At 63.8% G+C, this 25,823-nt stretch carries 12 protein-coding genes and 1 pseudogene; 5 read left to right on the forward strand and 8 right to left on the reverse strand.

Going from position 1 to position 25,823, the window contains the following annotated elements; genetic code table 11:
* Positions 1–36: 36 nt before the first annotated feature.
* Positions 37–390, reverse strand: a pseudogene (locus AADZ78_RS12840) (TetR family transcriptional regulator); the annotation flags it as partial.
* Between the two features lie 157 nt (positions 391–547).
* A complete protein-coding gene (locus AADZ78_RS12845) occupies positions 548–985 on the reverse strand; it encodes a pyridoxamine 5'-phosphate oxidase family protein (protein WP_085251328.1) in 438 nt (145 codons plus the stop codon).
* A 199-nt stretch (positions 986–1,184) separates the two neighbouring features.
* Here AADZ78_RS12845 and AADZ78_RS12850 point away from each other — a divergent pair, with 199 nt between their 5' ends.
* On the forward strand, positions 1,185–2,090 hold the full coding sequence (locus AADZ78_RS12850; RefSeq protein ID WP_085251333.1) for a universal stress protein: 906 nt from the start codon (positions 1,185–1,187) through the stop codon (positions 2,088–2,090).
* Between the two features lie 124 nt (positions 2,091–2,214).
* Complete coding sequence (locus AADZ78_RS12855; protein WP_085251327.1) at positions 2,215–3,792, forward strand: AAA family ATPase; 1,578 nt, start codon at positions 2,215–2,217, stop codon at positions 3,790–3,792.
* Here the strand turns inward: AADZ78_RS12855 and AADZ78_RS12860 are convergent.
* The 3 genes from AADZ78_RS12860 to AADZ78_RS12870 are packed head-to-tail and all read right to left on the reverse strand — an operon-like array spanning position 3,753 to position 6,296.
* A complete protein-coding gene (locus AADZ78_RS12860; RefSeq protein ID WP_169726342.1) occupies positions 3,753–4,430 on the reverse strand; it encodes a glycoside hydrolase in 678 nt (225 codons plus the stop codon). The two genes, AADZ78_RS12855 and AADZ78_RS12860, sit on opposite strands and share 40 nt — an antisense overlap.
* A 49-nt stretch (positions 4,431–4,479) precedes the next feature.
* Positions 4,480–4,746 (reverse strand): YdeI/OmpD-associated family protein, encoded by a 267-nt coding sequence (locus AADZ78_RS12865; protein WP_085251326.1) that lies wholly within the window; start codon positions 4,744–4,746, stop codon positions 4,480–4,482.
* Positions 4,747–4,799: 53 nt separating this feature from the next.
* Positions 4,800–6,296: a potassium/proton antiporter gene (locus AADZ78_RS12870; protein ID WP_085251325.1), complete on the reverse strand. Its 1,497-nt coding sequence runs from the start codon at positions 6,294–6,296 to the stop codon at positions 4,800–4,802.
* Between the two features lie 136 nt (positions 6,297–6,432).
* Here AADZ78_RS12870 and AADZ78_RS12875 point away from each other — a divergent pair, with 136 nt between their 5' ends.
* Positions 6,433–7,125, forward strand: a complete 693-nt coding sequence (locus AADZ78_RS12875; RefSeq protein ID WP_085251324.1) for a potassium channel family protein — start codon at positions 6,433–6,435, stop codon at positions 7,123–7,125.
* A gap of 36 nt (positions 7,126–7,161) precedes the next feature.
* Here the strand turns inward: AADZ78_RS12875 and AADZ78_RS12880 are convergent, their stop codons facing one another.
* Positions 7,162–8,229 carry an alpha/beta hydrolase gene (locus AADZ78_RS12880; RefSeq protein WP_085251331.1) on the reverse strand — a complete coding sequence of 356 codons (1,068 nt, stop codon included), beginning with the start codon at positions 8,227–8,229 and terminating at the stop codon, positions 7,162–7,164.
* Between the two features lie 100 nt (positions 8,230–8,329).
* The gene (locus tag AADZ78_RS12885) at positions 8,330–10,009 is read right to left on the reverse strand and encodes a helix-turn-helix domain-containing protein (RefSeq protein WP_085251323.1); all 1,680 of its coding nucleotides are present in this window, start codon (positions 10,007–10,009) and stop codon (positions 8,330–8,332) included.
* A gap of 428 nt (positions 10,010–10,437) precedes the next feature.
* Between AADZ78_RS12885 and AADZ78_RS12890 the strand changes: the two genes are divergently transcribed.
* Together AADZ78_RS12890 and AADZ78_RS12895 are read left to right on the forward strand one after the other, a co-directional pair.
* A complete protein-coding gene (locus AADZ78_RS12890) occupies positions 10,438–10,878 on the forward strand; it encodes an MmpS family protein (protein ID WP_239655168.1) in 441 nt (146 codons plus the stop codon).
* On the forward strand, positions 10,875–13,757 hold the full coding sequence (locus AADZ78_RS12895) for an RND family transporter (RefSeq protein WP_139828806.1): 2,883 nt from the start codon (positions 10,875–10,877) through the stop codon (positions 13,755–13,757). The genes AADZ78_RS12890 and AADZ78_RS12895 overlap by 4 nt, the downstream gene beginning before the upstream one ends.
* Positions 13,758–13,828: 71 nt before the next feature.
* Here AADZ78_RS12895 and AADZ78_RS12900 read toward each other — a convergent pair whose 3' ends face one another.
* Positions 13,829–25,738, reverse strand: coding sequence for an SDR family NAD(P)-dependent oxidoreductase (locus AADZ78_RS12900; protein ID WP_341343639.1), 11,910 nt, complete (start codon positions 25,736–25,738; stop codon positions 13,829–13,831).
* Between the last annotated feature and the right edge of the window lie 85 nt (positions 25,739–25,823).

Below are 25,823 nucleotides of genomic sequence, written 5' to 3' on the forward strand. Positions count from 1 at the left end.
TACACCCATGTAACCTTAACTGAACGGTATTGGTCCTAGATCGCCGCCAGACAACATGCTGCGCACGAGGTAGTTCATCATTGGTGCGTAGGACTCAATCTGAGCCAACTGCGCAAACCACGTTGCCGGCGACATCGATTGCAAGGCTTCCGTTTTCGCTGAGCGGATCGACTCTACGATGTATTCGTCGCACGCCTTGCGCAGACCCTCCCTGGATCCGAATTCATGGATCAGCAACGCGACATCCGCGCCAGCGGCCTCGGCCACGGCTGACAAGTCGGTGTCGAATCCGTGCCGGCCGAATTGCTGGATCGCCGCGTCGCGAATCCGCGCTCGCGTCTGTTGTTCGTGTGAAAGTTCTGGCGCACGTGCCAGCGTCGGTGTCGTCATCGTTTCCTCCTGCAACGGTGGGGCTGGTCCGAAAATAGCGGCGGTTGATGCTGTCGACCTAGGGCCATTGGGCATCGGAAGCCCTGTGACAAAAGGCCTTTGGGCAAAGGACTTCGGCATGGCACGACGCACGACGGAAGCCGTCGCCAGGCTTCAATCACGCGCGAATGGACATCTCGGCAGGCATTGGGCCGAATTGGAACCGCCGGCCCGTGACCATTTCGGGGATCACTCGCACATAGTGCGACTTCTCGGAGCCAGTCCACGACAGTACCTGGGCACGCTCGGCGTTCTCGATCTCCTCATTAGTACGAACCGAGCGTGCGGTGCCCTTCACGATCACGCTCCAGCCCTCGGCGACATTGTGATCGTCGACCTCGAACACCACGTGATTGTTGATCGCGGCGCTGACCAACTTGGTTCCCTGTGCGGTGCGGAACAAAATCGTTCGGCGCTGAACGGCGTAATTTACTGGGAAGATCTCGGGGCGTCCGTCAACGCTCGTCACCAGCCGTCCCAGCGTCCTACCTGCCAGCAGGTCCCAGCATTCATGCACTGGCAGGACCGTCACTCCGTCATCGTTAGGGTATTTCATGCGGACGATGCTATTGCCGCAGGCTAGATAAAGCGTCGGCCGAAGGTCCTGCGTATTAGGGACCAAAGTTAGTTAGCCGCTTTGTGATCCGTCCGGCCCACGGTTTTGCACTGGAGCTGCTGTGGTTGAGGACTAATGGCCCATGACCCACGGCTGTTCGGGCACTACCGTTTTCGGTGACGCACTGAAGGAGAACAATATGTCCACAACTGTGAATCGTCATGGCATCGTCGTCGGAGTCGATGGATCGGCCCCATCGGACGCCGCCGTCTTTTGGGCAGCGCATGAAGCGGCGCTGCGCAATGTCCGGCTGACCTTGGTCCACATGTTCAGAGCATTCGTGCCAACCTATCCACAAGTACCGATGCCGAATGGTATTGCGCTTTGGCAGGAAGACGACGGCCGGCGGGTACTTGAGCAATCCGTCAAGATCGCCGAAGACGCTGTGCTGCGAGACCGAACGATCGCAATAGCAAGCGAACTGAAGTGTTCACCCCCCGTGTCGACGCTCGTCGATATGTCCGACGAGGCCGAGCTGATCGTGGTCGGCTGCAATGGGCGTGGCGCGGTCGGGCGAGTGCTGTTGGGGTCCGTTAGTTCGGGTGTGGTGCACAGCGCGAGGTGCCCGGTCGCGGTTATTCGCGACGAAGCTTCGTGGATGCCGCGTTCCAATCGTGCTCCGGTGTTGGTAGGCATCGATTGTTCGCCGGCGTCTGAGCTTGCTCTTGCTGTCGCATTCGACGAAGCGTCGCGTCGCGGTGTCGAGCTCACGGTTCTGCACGCGTGGAGTGACATTGCGGCGTACCAGCTCCCGTGGCTGGACTGGAAGTCGGAAGCGGAGCGAAGTCTTGCCGAATTTCTGGCGGGCTGGCAAGAGCGCTATCCCGATGTCAAGGTGCAGCGAGTTGTCGTTCTTGATCACCCCGGCCGAGCTCTGACCGAAGAGTCGGAGTCCGCTCAGCTTGTCGTCGTGGGCAGTCACGGTCGAGGCGGCTTGACCGGCATGCTGCTGGGTTCGGTCAGCAATACCGTAGTGCACTCGGTCCGTACGCCGGTGATCGTGGCACGCCCAACCTACGATTTCACGAAATACCCAGCACGATAACGAAATCCGCGTACCGAGGAATTTCCGGCGGTGCTTCATCTCGCTCGTCCCGAGCAGGCTCCCGTTATGGTGGGAATTGATGGCTCGCCGGTTTCCGAGCATACGACCGAATCGAAGTAACGCAATGGATGATGCGATCCCCACCTCCACGATCGCCGGGGCATCGACGCCGTATGTCGATGTTCACGAAACCCACACCGGTGTGGTGGTGTTGTTCGGCGAGCGAGCATACAAGGCCAAGAAGCCGGTATTGACCGACTTTCTTGATTTCCGTTCGGCGGAGCAACGCGAGGCCGCGTGCTTACGCGAAGTCGAGTTGAACAGCCGCCTGTCTCCGGGCAGTTATCTTGGGGTCGCCCATCTCGACGACCCCGCTGGAGGTTCCCCCGAACCGCTTGTCGTGATGCGGCGGTATCGCGATAGCGACCGGTTGGCGGCCTTGGTCACACGCAGCGAGGCCGGCGGCGCCGACGAGTCGGTTCGGGGCGTGCTGGACACCATCGCCGCGGTCCTGGCCCGCTTCCACGAGCATGCCGAACGCGGTCAGCGAATCGATGCCAAAGGCACGCCTGAGGCGGTTAACCAACGCTGGAGCGAAAACCTGCATGAACTTTATCGCTATGCGGGAGACGCCTTTTCCGAAGAGTCGATCGCGCGGATTGAGCATCTCGCCACCGACTTCATTTCCGGACGTGCGGCATTGTTCACCCGGCGGATCGCGGACGGATGCATCGTCGACGGCCACGGCGATCTGCTCGCCGACGACATTTTCTGGGTCGATGGTGAGCTGGCCATGCTCGATTGCCTAGAGTTCGACGACGAACTTCGCTACATCGACCACATCGACGACGCCGCGTTCCTCGCGATGGACCTCGAGTTCTTAGGCCGCCAAGACCTCGGTGATTACTTCCTCGATCGCTACCTCGCGCATTCCGATGATTCGTCGCCAATGTCGCTGCGGGACTTCTATATCGCCTATCGCGCGGTAGTACGGGCGAAGGTTGACTGCGTCCGGCTGGCACAGGGCAAATCGGAGGCGGCTGCGAACGCGTCTCGGCACGTTGCCATCGCAACGCAGCACCTGGAAGACGGCGCCGTCCGGTTGGCGCTAATCGGAGGAAATCCCGGCACCGGGAAATCAACCTTGGCGCGCGCACTTGCTGAACAAGTTGGGGCCCGGGTTATCTCAACGGACGACGTGCGCCGGGAGCTACGGGAGCGGGGCGACATCGCAGGTGATCCCGGCGTGTTGGACGCAGGACTTTACAGCCGGGAAAACGTCACCGCCGTCTACGAGGAGACCGTGAGGCGAGCAAGCCTGTGTTTGCCAAATGGGCAATCGGTAATTCTGGACGGCACCTGGCGTGATCCCCGCCTTCGCGCGCTGGCGCATCGCCTTGCGACGGAAACACATTCGGCGCTCGTCGAGCTCATGTGCACCGTGGCGGGTGACGCGGCCGCCGACCGGATCAAAACGAGACAGCCGGGCAATTCCGATGCGACGCCGGAAATCGCCACTGCGCTAGCTGCTCGACACACCGGTTGGGACACCGCGCACCGATTGGAAACCACTCGGCCGCTTGAGGACTCACTGCGAGAGGCTCGTGAGGCTTGGCGTCGAGCTACCCAGGATGAGTACGACACGTCGACTCGAGGAATCGGTCACCCAGGCGGCGCCGGGCTCATAGATCCGATGAAGTAGGTTTCGCGCCCATTTGGGTATCCGCCGCCGTCGGTGGCGATATGAACGTGGTCGTAATGGTTGGCGGTTTCGTTGCCGTAGTCCGCCGTCCAACTCCCTGAGCCGATGCCTGGGTAAATCTTTTGCCGCCAGATCACATGCAGCACGCCCCATCGTTGGGCATTCGCCAACGCATATCCTGCGATTTGGTTGCCGAGCTCGATACCCTCGGGGCTGTCATGGTTCGGGATCATGACGTCGATCGCCAACCCGTTGGGATGCCACGGCAAGGGGTCCTGCCGGAACCCGAAGATCCGGGTGACCTGGGGAAACAGCAGGCTAATGGCACGGGCGGCCCAGATGGTCTTGACCTGCAAGCCCTCTTCGGGCGCGCGGCCAGTAGGCAACGCGAACTGAAATCCCTGGGCAGCGAGAGGCGCGCTGCCCGCCAACAATTCCGTCTCCGCGGGACTGGCGGTGCGCGGGGCGCCGGCCGGCACGGCTGCGGGGCGCGTCGGGGTCGCTGCGGCGATCTCAACGTGGCGCGGTGGCTCTGTGCGTTGGGCGTACAGCATTGCGGCGGAGACGAGGATCGAGGCCACGAGTGCCAACCACCGGGCCCGGCCCTTGGTTAACACGTTTACGCGCACGAACAGCACTTTAGTGTCGCGTGCGACGCATGTGGCAACGTTTGTTATCTGTTCGTTGTCAATTGCCGGTGCGCTCGCGGTGCTTGCACCCCGGCCAGCAGCAGGGGCGGCGCTTGCCTTCTTCCAGTTCCTCCTGGGTCCGGCGAATGCGGCGCGATCGGGTCGCGGCCTGCTTTGCATCGTCGACCCAGCAGATGAACTCGTTGCGCGCCAAGGGCGTTATGTCATTCCAAGCAGCAAGCGCCGTGGAGTTCGCGATCAGGGCTTCGCGCAGGTCTGCGGGCAGCTTGTGCACCACGCCACCGGGTACTCGCTCGTTTGCCACCGAACCAGGTTAGAGCACACGCGTATACCGGGCGTGTACATGATCCGCGTCGGTTAGAGCAGTTCGCCGTACTCGTCGAACCAATACGCGAGTTTGCCCCGCCGACTCACTGCCCGAAGCCGGGATTCGGCCGCTGCCCGGGTCTTGCTGGTGGTAACAATCAGCAGTTCGTCGCCGATCTCGATGCGCGTGTCGGGTGTTGGGACGAAGGTGTGGCCGTCTCGGATGATCAGCGTTATCACAGCGGGGTCGGGGAGGCGGAGTTCCAGGATGGTGACGTTGTGCAGCCGGGAAGTCGGCTGCACCGTCATGGTCAACAACTCCGCGTCGAGCATGTCCAAGGGCGCGGCTTCCACCTGAATCTCGCGGGTGGATTCACCAGAGATCAGGCCCAGCCTGCGAGCGATCGGGCGCAGGCTGGGGCCCTGCACCAGCGTGAATACGACTACCAGCATGAACACGATGTTGAGCAGGCGATAGCTGTTGGGTACTCCGGCAACAATCGGAAACGTCGCCAACACGATGGGGACCGCACCCCGTAGCCCCGCCCACGAGAGAAAGACCTGGTGGCGCCACGGAACACGGAACCAGGCAAGGGAGACCACGACCGACAGCGGCCGGGCGACCAGCAGCAAGAGGAGTCCAACGACGACGGCGGCGACCACGTCGGCACCCAGATCACTCGGGTCAACCAGCAGTCCAAGCAGCACGAATAATCCGATCTGCGCCAGCCAGCCAAGTCCTTCGGCAAACGACCGCGTCGCCGATCTGTGCGGTAATCCCGAGTTGGCCAGGACCACCGCGGCCAGGTAAGCGGCGATAAACCCGCTGGCGTGGGATTCGCCGGCCGCTGCGAACGCGACAATTCCCAACCCGAAGGTCGCGATCGGGTACAGGCCGGAAGCGGGTAGCGCGATCCGTCGCAGCCCGACGGCACCGAGGTATCCAATGGCCAATCCGATTGCGGAGCCGCCAAGGAGTTCGGAGACCATATCGGTGATTGCGCCTTCGGGCTCGAACAAGAACGGCACCGTGCTGAACATCAGAACCAGGATCACCGCGGGGGCGTCGTTGAAGCCGGACTCAGCCTCGAGCAATCCGGCAACACGGCGGGGCAACGGCAGCACGCGTAGCACCGAGAACACGGCTGCCGCGTCGGTGGAGGAAACGATGGCTCCCAACAACAACGCGATCTGCCAGTCAACGCGAAGCAGCAAGTGTGCGCCGACAGCAGTTACCACGGTGCTGATCATCACGCCGATGGTGGCCAGTACGGCCGCGGGCGCCAGTAACTTCCGGATGTCGGCGAAGCGGGTGGTCAGACCGCCTTCGACGAGGATCACGGCCAGCGCTGCCGTCCCCAGGTTCCTGGCCAGGTGCACGTCGTCGAACTGCAGGCCGAGGCCGTCTTCGCCGACCACGACGCCGATCAGTAAGAACAGAAGCAGGCTGGGAAACCCGATCCCAGTAGCCAGCCGAGTACCGACAATGCTGGCCAGCAGCACCAGGCCACCGATCAACAAAGCCAGATACAGCTGCTGCAAGCTCATTTCGTTCCCGTTCGGATGCGCCGACGTCGGCGTGCTGCCAGTTAATCAGTACCAGGCCCGCAAGGCGCTCTGTGTATGCACGCCGTGCCCGCTGCGAAAGTGCATACGACAAGATGAATGTGTGGCGACGAGAAAGATGCGAATCGCGATTGCCGGTGCCGGTAACGTCGGCCGGTCAGTCGCGCGTGAGTTGCTCGATAGCGGCCACAAGATCTTGTTGATCGAACGACAACGGCCCAACTTCGAACCACACACGGTTGCCGAGGCGGACTGGCTGAATGCCGACGCTTGCGAACTGACATCGATGCACGAGGCGGGCATCGAGACGTGCGACGTCGTGATCGCCGCGACCGGGGATGACAAGGCCAATCTCGTGGTGGGCTTGCTGGCCAAGACGGAGTTCGGGGTGCCCAGGGTGGTCGCTAGAATCAACGACCTCCGCAACGAGTGGCTGTTCACCCAGGCGTGGGGCATTGACGTGGCAGTCTCGACGCCAGGCGCCATGGTTGCCGGTATCGAGGGCGCCATTGACGTAGGCCACTTGGTGCGATTGATGGGGCTCCGTGAAGGCAGTGCAGCGCTGACGAAACTGACTCTGCCCGAAGACAATCCACTCGTAGGACAGCAAGTCGGCGAGATGGATCTACCGCCGAACAGCGCCCTGGTCACGGTGCTTCGAGGTGACGACGTGATAGTTCCTCAGCCCGACGACGTGCTCCACGCCGGCGACGAGTTGCTCTTCATCGCCGATAACTCCCTAGAGCGTTCGATCCGCACTGTCCTCCACGGCGCCAGAACTTTTCGTGCGCCGACCAACCGCGAGGTCTGAGCGCGCAAAATCCAGATCTGTTTGCCACGAGGGCGTTTAGTCAGTGGCCTCGCGAATGTATTCCCCGATTTGCCGCAACGAGCGGGTCGCTTCGGGCACCATCGGCGCGGCGACCTGAAAAGCGTGAAGCTGACCGGGCCAGACCCGGATCTCCACGGGCACACCGGCCGCGGCCAGCTTGCCCGCGGCCAGCTGCGCGTCGTGCAGCAGGACTTCGGAACCGGAGACGTGAATTAGCGTTGGTGGCAGACCGGGTTCGATATGGTCCAACGGCTCATAAAGCTCTTCGGGCTTGCCACTGGCGGTGCGATTGGCCGCGGCGCGGGCGGCCACGTCAGTGAGCGCCACGAATGCCTTGGCAGTAAACATTGCGTCCGCCCTGATGCTGGATTGGGACTGCGCGTGCCTCGGGCCCAGCTGCAGTAACGGGGAGATCGCTACTAGCGCCGCGGGTTTCTCGTCCTGCTTCTGCAGTCGTTGAGCGAGTGCCAGAGCGAGGTAACCACCGGCGGAATCGCCTGCCAGGACAATCTGATCCGGCTCAAACCCGCCCGCCCGCAACCATCGATAGGCATCATGACAGTCATCGAGTGCCATCCCGATCGAGTGTTTGGGGAGCAGTCGATACTTGACGACCAGGACGGGTGAATCGGCGAATGTTGATAGCGCGGTGACGGTCTTGCTGTGCGAGTTCGTGCCACACATCAGGAACGCGCCGCCATGCAGGTAAAGCACGATACGACGATTGCCGTCGACCGGTAGCACTCCGGGGGCCCGGACCAACTCCGCGGTGGCGTGGGGCAAATTGACTGTGCTTCGTATGGTCCCCGGTGTCTGCGGCAGGATGCGGCATGCGGAGTCGATCAGGCTCAAGGGCCATGGCAGGTTGGGGGCATGGCTACCCACAGCCAGGATTGGCCTGATCGTCATTCGCGAGGTCAGCGCCGCCAATCGGGCTGCGATGCTTGGCCCGGTCTCGATGACCTCGTGCGGTGTTCCGTCGGTGAATGGGAATTTGCGCTTCTTGAATCTGCGCGCCGCGCCCAGATCGTATGCACGAATAACTTCCGCGGGTGCCCCGGATGCTCGACGTAATGTGGCCATGCTCAACACTTCCCACGTCACGGTGCACATAACCGCGTCGCGAGTCGTTGCGCCGTGGTACGTACCAAAAGGCTTTAGCGGCACGGTATCTGGAGTGAGATCAGCGGAATCCGGCTTCTCGGTCGGCGGTCACTTCCACCCCGGCCAGCAGGCTAAGCCGGATGGCAAGCCCGAGAGTGAATTGGTTCTCCGGTTCGCGGACGTCAAGACCGATCGTGCGGGAGATTCGGTCGAGTTTGGCCAGCGTGGTATTGCGATGGACGTCGAGTGCACGTGCTGTGGCATTGACGTTGCAGCCGTGGTTCAGATAGTTCGTCAGTGTCTCCAGCAGGTTCGTGGGCGACCGGAGCGGCTCGATAACCTCCTGAACCAGTTGCCGGCTGCTCTCGGTGTCGGCGATCTCGCTCAGCACGGTGAAGCTACGCAGATCCTGGTAGGAAATGGCGCAGCTGCGGCCAAGCCGGCGCGCGATGCCCAACGCGATGCGGGCCTCGCGGTAGCTGTCTGAGACCTTGGTGGCGTTGCGGGCAGCCCGCCCGTAGGCGACAGCCACCGTGGTGCGGCACCGCCGTTCGAGTGCGGCGTACATTTCCCGTGCGAAATCGGCCATTTGGCGCCCCAGCGCCGGATCGTCACCATTGCGCAGAGCACGGACCACCACCAAGACGTCGCCGACGACGGTCGCATCGGTTCGTGCCGAGCAGTCCGGGGAGATACCGGCGGCGTATCGGGCCAACCGGACCATGCCGGCTGCCGGATTGTCCACCGGGTGTGGCAGCGCGCCGTGGGCGACGAAAACCGCGAACGGCGAGTCGATGTCGATCTCGTGGTGGTCGGCACGTGCTCGCAGCTCTTGCTCGCTGGAGAAGCTGCCGTGGACCAGGGCCTGGATGAACTCGCCGCGGGCGCGCTCTTCGGCCTCATCGAGGCGGTGCTGGTGCAGCATCTCCGAGCCAATGATCGCGGTCGCCTGCTCGGTCACGATGCGGTGACGGAAGTGATCTTGAGCGCTCAAGGTGGCGAACGGAACGAGGACCACCACCCAGCCGTGGAATACCTTGCCGTGCTGGATGGCGCTGGCAATGCACGTCCACACGCTGCAGTGCGGCCCGGCCACTGGGTCGACGCGAGTTTCACACACGCTCGAACGTCGGGCCGCGGGCACACCGGTTGCCAGGATGCGGCTCACCGAGTCGGACAACACGGTGACCGCGTCGGCGGCAAGTCCGTGGTGGGCGACGACCTGGTTGTGGGCGTTGAGCGCCATCGCGGGGTTTCCGGACAGGTTGGCCACCTCACGGATGAGCACCTGAAGGCCTGCGCCGCGGTGGAAGAGTCCGGCCAGCGAATCGTGTACGTGGGTCGAGTAGCGCATGGCTTGCAATTCCTGGCTCAAGGCGCGTTCCGCGAGCAGGCGGTTGAGGGCCGCAAAACCCGCGGCCAAGCCCATCTCGATGATCACCAGTCCAGAGGGCAGCCCGGTGCGTGGCAAGTCTGCTGGGATCGAACCGTCGACCAGCAGCAGGGTGGCGCCTCGGCTGGCCATATCGGTCAGCATGGTGCTGTCGGCGAGCAGGGTTTCGGGACGGGCGTACAACGCGATGGCGTCGAGTCGATCCGGCCGAGGGGGCACTTCGGTGAGTGGCAGCATCCAGGTCAACTCGCGATCGAGTTGGTCGGCACCGGCCACCACCCGAGCGCCCGACATCAGCGGTTCATCCAGCAGCCATCGAATCGTCAACCGATCGTCCTCGCCTACATTTGGATGTGCTGCTGTCATGTCAAACCTGTGCTGTTCTCCGTTCGGATGGACACCGCTCGCGGTCAATAAATCGAATACACCGATTTATGTGCGGGCACTATGTGCAGGTTGACCTTCCTATCGGCCGGATTGTGGGCATTGTGGACGTTGCCGTGGTGTCCACCAGGGCTGGTAGATATCTCCGTGAATCGATCTATGCCCGGCAGGAATACAGGAGAATTCGCATGGAGCAGATCCACTGGATCACCCATCAGGCGAGCTGCCCCATCGGTATCGGCAGGTAAATGATGCTGTGGCCCCGAATTCACCAGATTAAACCGTTCTGTGCACGTTGCTCGGCATAGTCGAATGCGTATTCGCACCGCAGGACTCACGGGCTCAGCATTAAAGGCCACATCAGCCAGTACGGCGTGCTGCCCGGCATTGGATATGCCAACGGAGTAAAAATGATTCGGATTTTCAGGGTGCTGATGCGCCTATGGGTACCACTCGTCGTCCTAGTGGTCGTCGTGATTGCGGGATTCAGTGTGGCGCGGATCCATGGTTTCTTTGGTTCGCAAAAGCGTGAGGCGTATATGGACGCTAAGGGTGAGGAAACCAAGCCTTTCAACCCTAAGAAGATTACCTACGAGGTTTTTGGTCCGCCGGGAACAGTGGCCGATATCAGCTACTTCGACGTCAACTCGGATCCCAAAAGGGTAGATGGAGCACGCTTACCGTGGACGCTGAAGATCTCCACGACTCTGCCAGCCGTAATGGGAAACCTGATGGCGCAGGGAGACAGTGACCAGATTGGTTGCCGCATAACTGTAGATGGCATTATCAAAGCCGAACGAATCTCCAATGAGGTCAATGCATTTACATTTTGCGTGGTGAAATCAGCGTGAGCAACGAGCGCACCTACCAGCCAATTATTGCGCGGACGATCCGCAAGCTTTCGGTTCCAATTATCTTGGGATGGCTGTCGTTGGTTGTCGTACTCAGTGTGTGCGTTCCGCCGCTGGAAAAGGTCGGGCAAGACCACTCGGTAGCGCCAAGTCCTCCGGAGGCGCCATCGCTAGTGGCGGCTAAACGGATCGGAAAGGTATTCAAAGAATCCGACTCCGACAATGTGGCGATGATAGTTCTGGAGGGCGATCAATCCCTCGGTGATGCTGCACATCGCTACTACGACGGTTTGATCCGGGCTCTCAGGGTCGACACGAAACATGTGCAGCACATTCAAGACTTCTGGGGAGATCCCCTGACGGCCGAGGGAGCCCAAAGCGCCGATGGTAGAGCTACCTATGTTCAACTAAATCTTTCCGGCATCCAAGGCGAGTCGCTGGGAAACGAATCCATCCAAGCAGTACGACAGATCGTGGCGCACGCACCGGGGCCGCCACCAGGGGTCAAGGTTTATGTCACCGGCCCATCGGCGCTCGTCTCCGATATGAGTACCACCGGCGACAAATCGCTCAATAGAATTCTATTGCTCACGGTAGTAGTGATCGTCTCCATGCTCCTTCTGGTATACCGTTCGATCGGCACGGTCATCCTTCTGCTCCTCACCGTCTTTATCGAACTGACGGCCGCAAAAGGGGTCGTCGCGTTTCTCGGGGATCGGCAGTTTATCCAGCTGTCGACTTTTTCCGTAAACCTGCTCACTACTATCGCAATCGCGGCCGGAACGGACTATGGAATATTCCTTATCGGCCGGTATCAAGAGGCTCGTCAGGCCGGCCTAGATCGAGAAGCGGCCTACTACACCACCTTCCGCGCCGTCGCTCACGTAATTTTGGGCTCTGGCCTAACCGTCGCGGGTGCGATGGGTTGTCTCGGCTTCACGCGGCTGCCCTACTTCCAGTCCATGGGCGCCCCGTCCGCGGTCGGCATCCTCGTTGCCGTCGGCGTCGCGCTGACGCTGGGACCGGCCGTACTCACGGTTGGCGGCCACTTTGGCCTGTTCGACCCCAAGCGCAAGATCAAAACGCGCGGATGGCGACGCATTGGCGCCGCAACCGTTCGATGGCCAGCGCCGATCCTCTGCGCGGCGTGCGCGATCGCCCTGGTTGGCCTACTCGCCCTGCCTGGATATGAAGTCAGCTACGACGATCGTGCGTTTATGCCCACGTCCATTCCTGCTAGCGTCGGATATGCCGCGGCCGAACGCCATTTTTCCGCGGCTCGGATGAAGCCCGACATTTTGCTGATCGAGACCGATCATGATATGCGTAATTCGGCAGATTTTCTGATTTTGGACAAACTGGCTAAAGCGATCTTCCGGGTCCCGGGCATCTCGCGGGTCCAAGCAATAACTAGGCCGAACGGAAGGCCCATCGAGCACTCGTCGATACCGTTTCAGCTGAGCATGCAGAACGCCGGCCAGTTGCAGACCATGAAGTACCAGCGCGACCGGATGAACGACATGCTGACCCAGGCGGACGACATGGCGAAGTCGATCGCCCTCATGCAGCGTACATATGAATTAATGATCCAGATGACCGGCATTACACACAAAATGCTCGGCGACACCGTCGAGATGAAACAGATCACTGACGAGCTGCGCGATCACATTGCGGACTTTGAAGACTTTTGGAGACCGATTCGTAGTTACTTTTATTGGGAAAGGCACTGCTTCGACATTCCGATCTGCTGGTCGGTGCGTTCAATATTCGACGCGCTCGACGGTGTAGATCAGATCAGCGAGAAACTGACCACCCTGGTGGGTGATTTGCAAAACATGGACCGCATCATGCCCGAAATGGCCGCACAGCTCCCGCCAATGATTGAAACAATGGAAAACATGCGGACCATGATCCTGACCATGCACAGCACCATGTCCGGGATCTACGATCAAATGGACGAAATGAGCGAGAACGCCACCGCCATGGGCAAGGCGTTCGACGCCGCCAGGAATGACGACTCGTTCTACCTGCCCCCGGAGACCTTCAAAAACCCCGACTTCAAACGGGGCATGAAAGTGTTCCTATCGGACGACGGGAAAGCGGCTAGGTTTATCATTTCGCACCGAGGTGAGCCCGCAACGCCCGAGGGTCTCCGAAGTATTGATGCCGTAAAGACGGCGGCGGAGGAGGCGCTCAAAGGAACTCCGTTGGAGGACGCAAAAATATATGTCGCCGGCACTGCTGCCACCTATAAAGACATATCAGACGGCGACGAATTCGATCTATTGATCGCCGCAATCTCGTCGCTCTGCCTTATCTTTATCATCATGTTGCTCATTACCAGAGGCCTAATCGCTGCGCTGGTTATCGTCGGAACCGTGGCACTTTCCCTGGGCGCATCCTTTGGCCTTTCAGTGCTCCTTTGGCAGCACATTCTGCGCGTCGAACTGCACTGGCTGGTGCTTGCGATGTCCGTCATCGTGCTGTTGGCGGTGGGATCCGACTACAACCTGCTGCTGGTCTCCCGGTTGAAAGATGAAATAGGAGCGGGACTCAAGACGGGGATCATCCGAGCCATGGGTGGCACCGGCAAGGTCGTGACCACGGCCGGAATGGTGTTCGCCGCGACGATGGCAAGCATGGGCGTCAGCGATCTGCGCATCATCGGTCAGGTGGGCACCACTATCGCCCTGGGGCTGGCATTCGACACGCTCGTGGTGCGGTCGTTCATGACACCGGCGATCGCCGCCCTACTCGGACGCTGGTTCTGGTGGCCACTTAAGGTACGTACCCGGCCCGGTAGCAATGCCCGCAGCCTTGAGCCCAGTTCTGGATACGGTTCCCCCGCCGTCCTGCAGCCGTCAGAGGCCAGGGTCTAGGACTCATCGGTGGATCGGACGCTGCAGCACGCAGCCACGAGGCGACATGCTCGGAACTCCCTTTAGTCGTCTTAGTCGCCGTCCAGGACCATGTTCACCAGATCGTCGAGGTTCAGGTCTGTGACGGTGACGTTGCCGGGGTCTTGCGAGGCCTGGAAGCCGTGACCAGTCATGCCCAAGAGGAGCTCGAGCACCCCCGCATCTCTGAGGCGTCCGACCGGAATTGATGCAACGAGGCGCTGGATCTCGGCATCCGGCATATCAGCAGGGCGCCCAAGGTCTTGTGTGCTGTGACCGAGTTTTTGGGTGAGGTGTTCGGCGATGGCGTTGGGGGTGGGGTGGTCGAAGATGAGGGTGGGTGGCAGGGTGAGGCCGGTGTGTTGGGTGAGGGTGTTGCGTAGTTCGAGGGCGGTCAGTGAGTCGATGCCGAGGTCTTTGAAGGGGCGGTCGGGATCGAGGGTGGCCGGGTCGGGGTGGGCGAGCACGGTGGCGGTGGTGGTGACCACCAGGGTGATCAGGGTGTGGCGTTGTTGGTCGGGGGTTTGGGTGGCTAGTCGTGTGGTGAGGGTTTGAGGGCTGGGGGCCGAGGCGGCTTGGGGTCGGGTGGTGGTCAGGGCGGACAGGATTGCGGGCAGGGTGTTGTGGCGGGCGAGGCGGTTGAGGGCGGCTGGGTTGATGGGGGCGGGGATCAGGGTGGGTTGGTGGTGGGTCAGGGCGGTGTCGAAGAGGGTGAGGCCGTGGTCGGTGGTGATGGGGGTCAGGCCGTCTCGGGTGACGCGGGCTTGGTCGAGTTCGCTGAGGTGGGCGGTCATGCCGGAGGGGGTTTGCCAGTAGCCCCAGGCCAGGCTGGTGGTGTGGGGGTGGTGGTGGGCTAGGGCGTCGAGGACGGCGTTGGCGGCGGCGTAGTTGGCTTGGCCGGGGTTGCCTAGGGTGGCTGTGGCCGAGGAGAACATGACGAAGGCGGCCAGGTCGTGGTCGCTGGTGAGTTGGTGCAGGTGCCAGGCGGGGTCGGCTTTGGCGTGTAGCACGGTGTGGAGTTGGGTGCTGGTCAGTTCGGTGACGACGGCGTCGTCGAGGACGCCGGCGGTGTGGATGATCGCGGTGAGTCGGTGTTGGGTGGGGATGGTGTTCAGCAGTGTGGCGAGTTCGGTGGGGTTGCTGGTGTCGCAGGCGGTGATGGTGACGTGGGCGCCCAGTTCGGTCAGTCGTTGGTGTAGTTCGGCGGCGCCGGGGGCGTTCGGGCCGCGCCGCGACACCAGCAGCAGGTGGCGCATTCCGTAGTGGGTGATCAGGTGTTCGGCGAACACACTGCCCAATGTTCCGGTGCCCCCAGTGATCAGTACCGTGCCCTGCGGATCCCAGTGGGTGGGGGCTTTGGTTGGGGTGGGGTTGGTCGGGGTGAGGCGGGGGGTGTGGGCGGTGGTGTGGCGTAGGGCGAGTTGGGGTTCGGTGTGGGTGGGGCCGAGGGTGGCCAGGGTGTTGATCAGGATGTTGTTCGTGGTGGTGTGGTCGATGTCGATCAGGGTGATGCGGCCGGGGTGTTCGTTCTGGGCGGTGTGGATCAGGGCCCAGGTTGCGGCGTGGGCCAGGTTAGGTGCCTGGTCACGGCGGCTGGTGGTTACCCCATGGTGAGTCAGGATGGCTAGGTGGGTGGTTAGGGTGTCGGGGCGGGCCAGCCAGTGTTGTAGTTGGGTCAGGGCGTGTTGGGTGAGGGTGTGCACCTCCTGCAGGGTGTCGTGCTGGTTGGTGAGGGGGAGTGTCCAAATGGTGAGGTCGGTGTGGGCGAGGTCGGGGTGGGTCAGGTCCGGGTAGGTGGGTAGGTCGTCTAGGTCGATGAGTTGGGGGTGGGAGGTGCTGGTGACTAGCGCCCAGGTGGGTGAGATGGTGGCGGCCGGGAAGGTTTGGGCGGGTAGGGGCGGCCACTCGAGCTGGAACAGGCTGTGGCGGAGTGCGGTAGCGGGGGTCGGGTGGGCCAGCGTGTTGGGTAGGGGGCGCAGGGTCAGGGTGGTGATGGTGAGGACGGGGTTCCCGGTGGGGTCGGTGGCGTGCAGGGTGTAGGTGTCGGTGTTGGTGCGGGTCAGGTGCACATGCAGGTGGGTGGGGGTGGTCGCGTGGAGGGTGATCCCCGTCAGCGTGAACGGCAACTGTGGGCCGGTGGAGTTGGCATGGTGCCCGTCGAGTGCGGTCAGCGGGTGGAGTGCGGCGTCGAGCAGGGCGGGGTGGATGCCGTAGCCGGTGATGTCGACGTCGGGGGGTAGGGCGATTTCGGCGTGGACGGTGTCGGGGTCGGTGGGGTTGTAGCCGATGCCGATCACTCCCTGGAATGGGGGGTGATACTGCAGGCCTCGGTTAGCCAGGTTCGTGTAGAAGTTCTCGGTGTCGATGGCCGCTAAGGTCGGTGGTGGTGTGGGCGCGGGGGTGGGGGTTTGCTCAGCGGTGAGGATGGCGCTGACGTGGAGCAGCCAGGGGTCGTCGAGGTCCTCACCGCTGGGGCGGGTGTGGACTGTGACGTGTCGACGGCCGGTGTCGTTGGGGGGCTGGATAGTGATTTGCAGGTCGGTGCCGGCGTGGTGGGTCAGTATCAGGGGGGTGTGCAGGATGAGTTCGTCGATGACGGGGCAGTTGGTGTGGTGGCCGGCGTAAAGCAATAGGTCGACGAATCCGGTGGCGGGAAACACCACGGCGCCATCGACGGAGTGGCCCGTTAGCCAAGGGTGGGTGGTGGGGGAGAGTCGGCCGCTGAGGATGGTTTGGTCTTGGTCGGCCAGGTGGGTGATGGCGCCGAGGAGGGGGTGGTCGGGTCGGCGCAGGCCCGCAGTGCTGACGTCGGTACTGGGGGTGGGGGCGAGCCAGTAGCGGTGGTGCTGGAAGGGGTAGGTGGGTAATGCGGTGGTGTGGGCTGCGGGGAACAGGCTGGCCCAGCAGGGGCTGTGGCCGCGAGTGTGGAGCTGGGCCAGCGCGGTGGTCAAGGTATCGAGGTTGGGTCGGTCGCGGCGGGTGGTGGTGATCACGGTCGAAGCGTGGGGCGTGCCGGCGTAGGCCAGGGTGTCGTTGATGGCGGGGGCCAGCACGGGATGGGGAGAGAGTTCGACGAAGGTGTGGGCGCTGGCAGCGAGCAGGGTGGCCACGCTGTCGGCGAAGCGCACGGGTTGGCGTAGGTGTTGGGTCCAGTACTGAGGTGAGCTGAGTTGCTCGGGTGTGGCGGGCTGTCCGGTCAGATTGGAGATGATCGGCAATCTGGGCGGGTGGAAGGTCAAACCCGCCGCGATGGTGTGGAATTCGGCCAGAGCGGGGTCCATGGCTGGTGAGTGGAAGGCGTGGCTGACCGTTAGTGAGGTGGTTGTGTAGCCGCGGGTGGCGCACGCGTCGCGGAGGTGTTCGATCTGGTCGAAGGGCCCGGCGGCCACGATCGAGGTGGGGGCGTTGATCGCGGCAACAGTGGTGTCGGGGTAATCGCCGAGCAGGGCGGTGATGTCGTTCTCGTTGGCTTGGACGGCCAGCATGGCCCCGGGGGCGCAGGCTTGCATGAGTCGACCCCTCGCGCTGACCAGGATCGCGGCATCTCGGAGGCAGAAAACGTCTGCCAGATAGGCGGCGGTGAGTTCACCGATGGAGTGGCCCATCACGATGTCGGGGGTGATCCCGGCGTCGGCCAAGGCCGCGTGGATGGCCACTCCGAAGGCGAACAGGGCCGGTTGGGCGTAAGCGGTCAGGGTCAGCAGCTGTGCTGACGGCGAAGCGGGGTCGGCGAACATGACCTCGCGCAGTGGCACGTCGAGATGGGGGTCAAAGGCGGCGAAGACCTGGTCGAGGGCGTCGGCGAATACCTGGTGATGGGCATACAGCCCAGAGCCCATGGCGGGGTACTGCGCGCCTTGGCCCGGCAAGACGAACACCATCTTGGCGCCCGGACGGGCCAGATGATGCTGGACCACATATGGGTGGGGCCGGCCGGTGCGCAAGGCGTCGAGCCCGGCCAGCAGTTCGGCGCGGACATCGTCAGCCGCGGCCGGTGCGGTGATGGCCGCCCGATACGGGTGCTGGGTGCGCGTGGTAGCCAGGCTGTAGGCCAGATCGGTGAGATCGGCATCCGGATGCTCGACGAGGTGTTGATAGAGCCGATCAGCTTGGGCGGTCAAAGCCCGGGCGCTGCGCGCCGAGACGGGCCACACCGAAAGCGGGGGATGATCCACCGTCGGCTCGGGAGCGGGGGTGGCTGGCGGTGTTCGGGGTTGTTGGACGATGACGTGGGCGTTGGTGCCGCTAATGCCATACGAGGAGATGGCGGCGGTGCGGGGGTGGTCGGTGTCGGGCCAGGCGGTGGGCTCGGTGAGCAGGCGCACGGTTCCGGCTGACCAGTCCACGTGGGGGCTGGGGCGATCGACGTGCAAGGTGGGCGGCATGGTGTCGTGGTTGAGGGCGCAGATCATCTTGATCAGTCCGGCGGCCCCGGCGGCGGCTTGGGTGTGACCCAGATTGGATTTGATCGAGCCCAACCACAACGGATGATCGGCATTGTGATGGGCGCCGTAGGTGGCCATCAGCGCCCCGGCTTCGATGGGATCGCCCAAACGGGTGCCGGTCCCGTGCGCCTCGACCACGTCGACCTCGCCCAAACTGATCCCGGCGTTGGCCGCGGCCTGTTTGATGAGGCGCTCCTGTGCCGGGCCGTTGGGGGCGGTCAACCCGTTGGACGCGCCGTCTTGATTGACCGCTGAGCCGGCGATCACCGCCAACAGCGGATGGTTGTGGCGGCGGGCATCACTGAGACGTTCCAGCACCAGCACCGCAGCGCCTTCGCTCCAGCTGGTGCCATCCGCGGCCGCGGCGAACGGTTTACACCGCCCATCAGCGGCCAACCCACGTTGACGAGCGAACTCGGTGAACGGCCCCGGCGTGGTCATGATGGTCACCCCACCGGCAAGGGCCAGGCTACTTTCACCATTGCGCAGCGACTGACACGCCAAATGCGTGGCCACCAACGCTGACGAGCAGGCGGTGTCGACCGTGATGGCAGGGCCCTGCAACCCCAACGAATACGCCACCCGTCCCGAAGCCACGCTCGTGAGAGTGCCGGTGGCGTAGCCCTCCACATCGTCAGAAGTGGCGTCCCCGTAGGGTTGCGCCCAGGTTCCAACGAAGACTCCGGCCGCGGAGCCCATCAACCCCGCCGGATCGATGCCGGCGGTTTCTAGCGCCTCCCAGCACACCTCCAACAACACCCGCTGTTGGGGATCAATGGCCTGGGCCTCCCGCGGAGAAATCCCGAAGAACTCCGCGTCAAATTCGGCGGCCTCAGCCAAAAAACCGCCAGAGCGGGCGTAGGTCTTGCCCACCGCATCCGGATCGGGATCAAACAACTCCGCCAAATCCCAGCCACGATCCGTCGGGAAAGCGCCGATTACGTCGGTGCCGCTACTGACCATTTCCCACAACGCCGCCGGCGAATCCACCCCGCCGGGAAACCGACACGCCATACCAACCACCACAATGGGTTCACCCAAACCTGTGGTGGCCACCTCCCGCACCTGGGCGCGTGTGTCGACGGTGGTGGTGAGCTGGTTGAGCAGGTGTTCGGCGATGGCGTTGGGGGTGGGGTGGTCGAAGATGAGGGTGGGTGGCAGGGTGAGGCCGGTGTGTTGGGTGAGGGTGTTGCGTAGTTCGAGGGCGGTCAGTGAGTCGATGCCGAGGTCTTTGAAGGGGCGGTCGGGATCGAGGGTGGCCGGGTCGGGGTGGGCGAGCACGGTGGCGGTGGTGGTGACCACCAGGGTGAGCAGGGTGTGGCGTTGTTGGTCGGGGGTTTGGGTGGCTAGTCGTGTGGTGAGGGTTTGAGGGCTGACGGCCGAGGCGGCTTGGGGTCGGGTGGTGGTCAGGGCGGACAGGATTGCGGGCAGGGTGTTGTGGCGGGCGAGGCGGTTGAGGGCGGCTGGGTTGATGGGGGCGGGGATCAGGGTGGGTTGGTGGTGGGTCAGGGCGGTGTCGAAGAGGGTGAGGCCGTGGTCGGTGGTGATGGGGGTCAGGCCGTCTCGGGTGACGCGGGCTTGGTCGAGTTCGCTGAGGTGGGCGGTCATGCCGGAGGGGGTTTGCCAGTAGCCCCAGGCCAGGCTGGTGGCGTGGGGGTGGTGGTGGGCTAGGGCGTCGAGGACGGCGTTGGCGGCGGCGTAGTTGGCTTGGCCGGGGTTGCCTAGGGTGGCTGTGGCCGAGGAGAACATGACGAAGGCGGCCAGGTCGTGGTCGCTGGTGAGTTGGTGCAGGTGCCAGGCGGGGTCGGCTTTGGCGTGTAGCACGGTGTGGAGTTGGGTGCTGGTCAGTTCGGTGACGACGGCGTCGTCGAGGACGCCGGCGGTGTGGATGATCGCGGTGAGTCGGTGTTGGGTGGGGATGGTGTTCAGCAGTGTGGCGAGTTCGGTGGGGTTGCTGGTGTCGCAGGCGGTGATGGTGACGTGGGCGCCCAGTTCGGTCAGTCGTTGGTGTAGTTCGGCGGCGCCGGGGGCGTTCGGGCCGCGCCGCGACACCAGCAGCAGGTGGCGCATTCCGTAGTGGGTGATCAGGTGTTCGGCGAACACACTGCCCAATGTTCCGGTGCCCCCAGTGATCAGTACCGTGCCCTGCGGATCCCAGCTTGTCGGCGGGATCAGCACGAGCTTGCCGGTATGGCGGGCTTGGCTCATGTCCCGGAACGCGCGCTGCGCCTGCAGCAGGCCGTAGCTGGTGGTGGGTAGCGGTCGTAGGATGCCCGCGGTGAACAGGTCGCTCAGCGTGGTCCATGCCTGGCGAATGTCCTCAGGCCCTGCCCCGTGCAGGTCGTACGCCTGGTAGGCGACGCCGGGGTGGGCCTTGGCGATCTCGCCGGCTACCCGGATGTCGGTCTTGCCGATTTCGATAAAAGACCCGCCGCGGGGCAGCAACTGCAGCGACCCGTCGACGAAGTCTCCGGTGAGGCTGTTGAGCACCACGTCCATGCCCTGGTGGTCGGTCGCAGCGGCGAATGCTTCGACGAAATCGAGCGTCCGCGATGAGGCGATGTGCTCGGGACGGACCCCCAGATCCTTGAGCACCTGGTGTTTGTTGGGGTGGGCGGTGCTGAAGACCTGGGCCTTGAGGTGATGCGCGATCTGAATGGCGGCTTGACCGACCCCGCCGGCGCCGGCGTGGATGAGCACCCGCTGGCCAGCGCCGAGCCCGGCCAGCTCGACCAGGGTGATGTAGGCCGTCAAAAACGCCACCGGCACCGACGCGGCCTGGCTGAACGACAATCCCGTCGGGATGGGAACAACCATCCGGTGATCGGTGACCGCGGTGGGCGCGAAGGCGTTGTTGGGGAACAACCCCATCACCGCGTCACCGGGTCGCGGGGTGGTCACATCGGAGGCGGTGTCGATGACGACGCCGGCGGCTTCCGCGCCGAGCCCTTCGTCTGTGATGGCGCCTAAAGCAACGACGACATCGTGGAAGTTCAGCCCGGCAGCCCGGATGGCGACGCGGACCTGCCCGGGAGCCAACTCGGTGAGCGGGTCGGTGGGTACCAGGGCAAGATTGGTCAAGTCGCCCTTGCCGAGAGTGCCGAGTTGCCAGGCGGGAGCCGGGGGCGGGGTCAGGGACGTGGCGGGGGTTAGGCGCGGGACGTGGGCTCTGCCGTGACGGAGGGCGAGTTGGGGTTCGGTGCTGATGTGGCCGATGCCCGCCACGATGTTGACGACGCCATCGGCGGTGTCGTCGGTGTCCAGCAGGGTGATGCGGCCGGGGTGCTCGTTTTGGGTGCTGTGGATCAGGGCCCAGGCTGCGGCGTGGGCTAGATCGGGGCGACGATCGTGGGGGCTGGTGCTCACGGCGTGCTGGGTCAGGATGACCAATCGGGTGTTGAGGGCGTCCGGGCGAGTCAGCCAGTGCTGCAGTTGACTCAGGGTGTGCTCGGTCAGGGTGTGCACCTGCCGGAGGGGATCGGCGTCGGTGCGGGTGGGGGGCAGCGCCCAGATAACCAGGTCCGCGGCGGATAGGCCGGGGTGGCTCAGGTCGGTGTGGATCGGGGCCCGGTGCAGGTCGGAAACAACGTGGTGTCGATCAGCGGTGACGACGGCCCAGGTGGGTGAAACCCCGGCCTCGGGGAAGGTGCCGTGGGGCAGAGCTGGCCAGTCCACTTGGAACAGGCTGTCGCGTTGCGTCGGTGTGAGCGCTTGTTGAGGTACGGAATCGGGCAAGGCGCGCAGGTTAACGGTGGCGATGGTGATGACCGGGACGCCGGTGGGGTCGGTAGCGTGCAGGGCGTAGGTGTCGGTGTCGGTTCGGGTGAGGCGGACGTGGAGGCGGGTGGCCGCAGTCGCGTGCAGGCTGATTCCGGTCAGCGCGAACGGAACTCGCGGACCTGGCGAGTCAACGTGCGGCCCGGTGTCCAGTGTGATCAGGGGATGTAGGGCGGCGTCGAGCAGCGCGGGGTGGAGGGTGTAGCCGGTGATCTCGGTGTCGGGGGGAAGGGCGATCTCGGCGTAGACGCTGTCGGGGCTGATCGGATCGTGTCCGATGCCGACCACCGCCTGGAAGGGGCTGTCGTACTGCAGGCCGCGGGTGGCTAACTGTTGGTAGAAGGCGTCCGTGTCGACGGTCTCCACGCAGGGTGGGGTGGCGAGCGCGGGGGTGGTGGGCCGGTCCCCGCTCAATGCGCCGGTGGCGTGCAAAACCCAGGATCCGCGGTAGTTTTCCGCACCGGTACGGCTATGGACGGTAAAACGCCGCTGGGCATGCACGTTAGGTGGGTGCACGATGATTTGAAGATCCGTGGGCACGTGTTCCGCGAGGGCCAGGGGGGCATGCAGGATCAGCTCGTCGATGACGGGGCAGTCAACGTGTTGACCCGCGTGGAGAAGTACCTCGATGAAGCCGGTGGCGGGAAAGACAACGGTGCCGTGGATGCGGTGACCGGTCAGCCAGGTGTTCGTGCTGGCCGACAGGCGCCCGCTGATCACGATCTGGTCTTGATCGGCGACGTGAGTGACGGCGCAGAGCAGGGGATGGTCGGCCCCGTCGAGTCCGGCGGCCCTGACGTCGACGCTGGTGGTGGGGGCCAGCCAGTAGCGGCGGTGCTGGAAGGGGTAGGTGGGCAATGCGGTGGTCCGGGCGTGCGGAAACAGGACCGACCATCTCGGGCTATGGCCGTGGGTGTGCAGCTGAGCGACCGCGGTGGTCAAGGTGTCGAGGTCGGACCGGTCGCGGTGCAGCGTGGTGATCGCCGCCGACTGGGTACGTCCGTTCGCGTTAGTGAGGGCGTCGGTGATCGCCGGGGCTAGTACCGGGTGAGGCGACAACTCGACAAACGTGTGCTCACCCTGCGCTAGTAACCCGGCAACACTGTCGCCGAAGCGGACTGGTTCGCGAAGGTGTTGGGTCCAGTAGCGGGGGGAATTGAGCTGCTCGGCGGTGGCCAGGCTTCCGGTGAGATTGGAGACGATTGGCCGCGTGGGCGCATGGAAGGTCAAGCCCGCGGCAATGGCTTCGAATTCGGGCAGGACGGGGTCCATGGCCGGTGAGTGGAACGCGTGACTGACCGCCAGTGAGGTGGTCTGGTAGCCGCGGCTGCGGCACCGCTCACGGAGTCCGGCGATGTCATCGAAGGGTCCGGCGACCACGATCGAGCTGGGGCTGTTGATCGCGGCGATGGCGGTGTCGGGGTAGTCGTCGAGCAGGGCGACGATGTCGTGCTCACTGGCCTGTACGGCCAGCATTGCTCCGGGAGCGCAGGACTGCATGAGTCGGCCCCGGGCGCTGACCAACACCGCGGCGTCGGGTAGGGAGAACACTCCGGCGAGGTGGGCGGCGGTGAGTTCCCCGATGGAGTGCCCAAGCAGGCAGTCTGGCGTGATACCGATGTGGGTGAGTGTGGCGTGCATGGCCACCCCGATGGCAAACAACGCGGGCTGGGCGTAGGCCGTTTGCTGTAACAGCTGGGCCAATGCGGTGCCGGGTGCGGCGAAAACTATCTCGCGTAGCGGTACCTCGAGATGGCGATCAAAGGCTGCACACACCTCGTCGAGGGCGTCGCCGAAGACTTGGTGGTGCCGGTAGAGGTGGGTGCCCATGGACGGGTATTGGGCTCCCTGGCCGGGGAAAACGAAGACGGTTTTGCCCTGATGAGCCAGGTGGTTCTGGGTGAGGCTGGGATGGTGTCTGCCGGTGCGTAGCGCATGCAGCCCGGCCAGCAGATCCTGGCGTGGAGTGTCGGACGCCGCAGATGTGGTAATGACGGCCCGGTACGGGTGCTGGGTTCGGGTGGTGGCCAGGCTATGGGCCACGTCGGTGAGATCGAGGTCGGGATGCTCGAGGAGGTGCTGGTGCAGGCGGTCGGCCTGGGCAGCAAGCGCCGCGGGGCTGCGGGAGGAAACCGGCCAGAGCCGTAGTGGGGGTGCACCCGGCGAGACCACTTCGGGTTTGGGTATCGCGGGTGCGCAGGGCGCTTGTTGGACGATGACGTGGGCGTTGGTGCCGCTAATGCCAAACGAAGAGATGGCTGCGGTGCGGGGGTGCTCGGTGTCGGTCCAGGCGGTGGGCTCGCTGAGCAGCCGCACGGTTCCGGCCGACCAGTCGACATGTGGGCTGGGTTGGTCCACGTGCAGCGTGGGTGGCAAGGTGTCGTGGTTGAGGGCGCAGATCATCTTGATCAACCCGGCGGCCCCGGCGGCGGCTTGGGTGTGACCCAGGTTGGATTTGATCGATCCCAACCACAGGGGGCGTTCGGGGTCGCGGGCGGCGCCGTAGGTGGCGATCAGCGCGCCGGCTTCGATGGGATCGCCCAGGGTAGTGCCGGTGCCGTGGGCCTCGACCACGTCAACGTCGCTCAGCGCGATCCCGGCGTTGGCGACGGCTTGGCGGATGACGCGTTGCTGGGCGGGTCCGTTGGGGGCGGTCAGACCGTTGGAGGCGCCGTCTTGGTTGATTGCTGAGCCGGCGATGACGGCCAACACGGGGTGGTTGTGCCGGTGGGCGTCACTGAGCCGTTCTAGCACCACCACTGCAGCGCCTTCACCCCAGCCGGTGCCGTCAGCGGCGGCGGCGAACGGTTTGCAACGGCCGTCGCTAGCTAGTCCACGCTGGCGAGCAAACTCGGTGAAGGACGCTGGTGTGGTCATGATGGTCACCCCACCGGCCAACGCCAAAGCCGACTCACCGTTGCGCAGCGACTGACACGCCAAGTGGGTGGCCACCAGCGACGACGAGCATGCGGTGTCCACCGTGATCGCCGGACCTTGCAAACCCAGCAGATACGCCACCCGCCCCGAGGCCACACTCGTGGCGCTACCGGTCAGGCCATAGCCCTCCAGGCCATCGGAACCCACCTGCCCGTAGGCCTGTGCCCAGGTCCCGGCGAAGACCCCGGTATCGGAGCTCGCGAGAGCGGCCGGGTCGATGCCGGCGGACTCCAACGCCTCCCAACACACCTCCAACAACACCCGCTGCTGGGGATCCATGGCCAGGGCCTCCCGCGGAGAAATCCCGAAGAACTCCGCGTCGAAGTCGGCGGCGCTGGCCAGGAATGCGCCGTAACGGGTGTAGGTCTTGCCCACCGCATCGGGATCGGGGTCAAACAGCTCGGCCAGATTCCAGCCGCGATCCGTCGGGAAAGCCCCCATCACGTCGGTGCCGCTACTGACCACCTCCCACAGGGCTCGAGCCGAATCGATCCCACCGGGAAACCGGCAGGCCATGCCGATGACGGCCACCGGGTCATCCACCTGCGCGGGGGAGGGGGCGGCCGCCCGCTCGTCCCAGCCAGATAATTCGCCCTCCAAGTACTTGGCCAACCCTGCCACCGAGCCGTGGTCCCACGCGACCGTCTCGGGCAGTTCCAGGCCTGTTACCGCTGCTAATCGATTGCGCAGTTCGACCGTCATTTGGGAGTCAAAGCCCATATCCGAGAAAGCGCTGTCTCGGTTTATCGCCCGCGGATCGGGCTGGCCCAGCATTTTCGCGGTCTCTGCACTAACCACGTCCACCAGCAACCGGTAACGTTCTTGCTGCAAGGCCGTCAAGCGATCGCTAAGTGTTTTTCCGGCATTCTCTGCGCCAGTTCGGGTGGTC

Source organism: Mycobacterium riyadhense (assembly GCF_963853645.1).
GTDB lineage: Bacteria > Actinomycetota > Actinomycetes > Mycobacteriales > Mycobacteriaceae > Mycobacterium > Mycobacterium riyadhense.

What these genes read in the sequence shown, in the direction of transcription:
- AADZ78_RS12850 (WP_085251333.1), top strand. Translation starts at nt 1,185, where the DNA reads ATGTCCACAACTGTGAATCGTCATGGCATCGTCGTCGGAGTCGATGGA.
- AADZ78_RS12890 (WP_239655168.1), top strand. Translation starts at nt 10,438, where the DNA reads ATGATTCGGATTTTCAGGGTGCTGATGCGCCTATGGGTACCACTCGTC.
- AADZ78_RS12870 (WP_085251325.1), bottom strand. Translation starts at nt 6,296, where the DNA reads ATGAGCTTGCAGCAGCTGTATCTGGCTTTGTTGATCGGTGGCCTGGTG.
- AADZ78_RS12855 (WP_085251327.1), top strand. Translation starts at nt 2,215, where the DNA reads ATGGATGATGCGATCCCCACCTCCACGATCGCCGGGGCATCGACGCCG.
- AADZ78_RS12885 (WP_085251323.1), bottom strand. Translation starts at nt 10,009, where the DNA reads ATGACAGCAGCACATCCAAATGTAGGCGAGGACGATCGGTTGACGATT.
- AADZ78_RS12845 (WP_085251328.1), bottom strand. Translation starts at nt 985, where the DNA reads ATGAAATACCCTAACGATGACGGAGTGACGGTCCTGCCAGTGCATGAA.
- AADZ78_RS12875 (WP_085251324.1), top strand. Translation starts at nt 6,433, where the DNA reads ATGCGAATCGCGATTGCCGGTGCCGGTAACGTCGGCCGGTCAGTCGCG.
- AADZ78_RS12880 (WP_085251331.1), bottom strand. Translation starts at nt 8,229, where the DNA reads ATGGCCACATTACGTCGAGCATCCGGGGCACCCGCGGAAGTTATTCGT.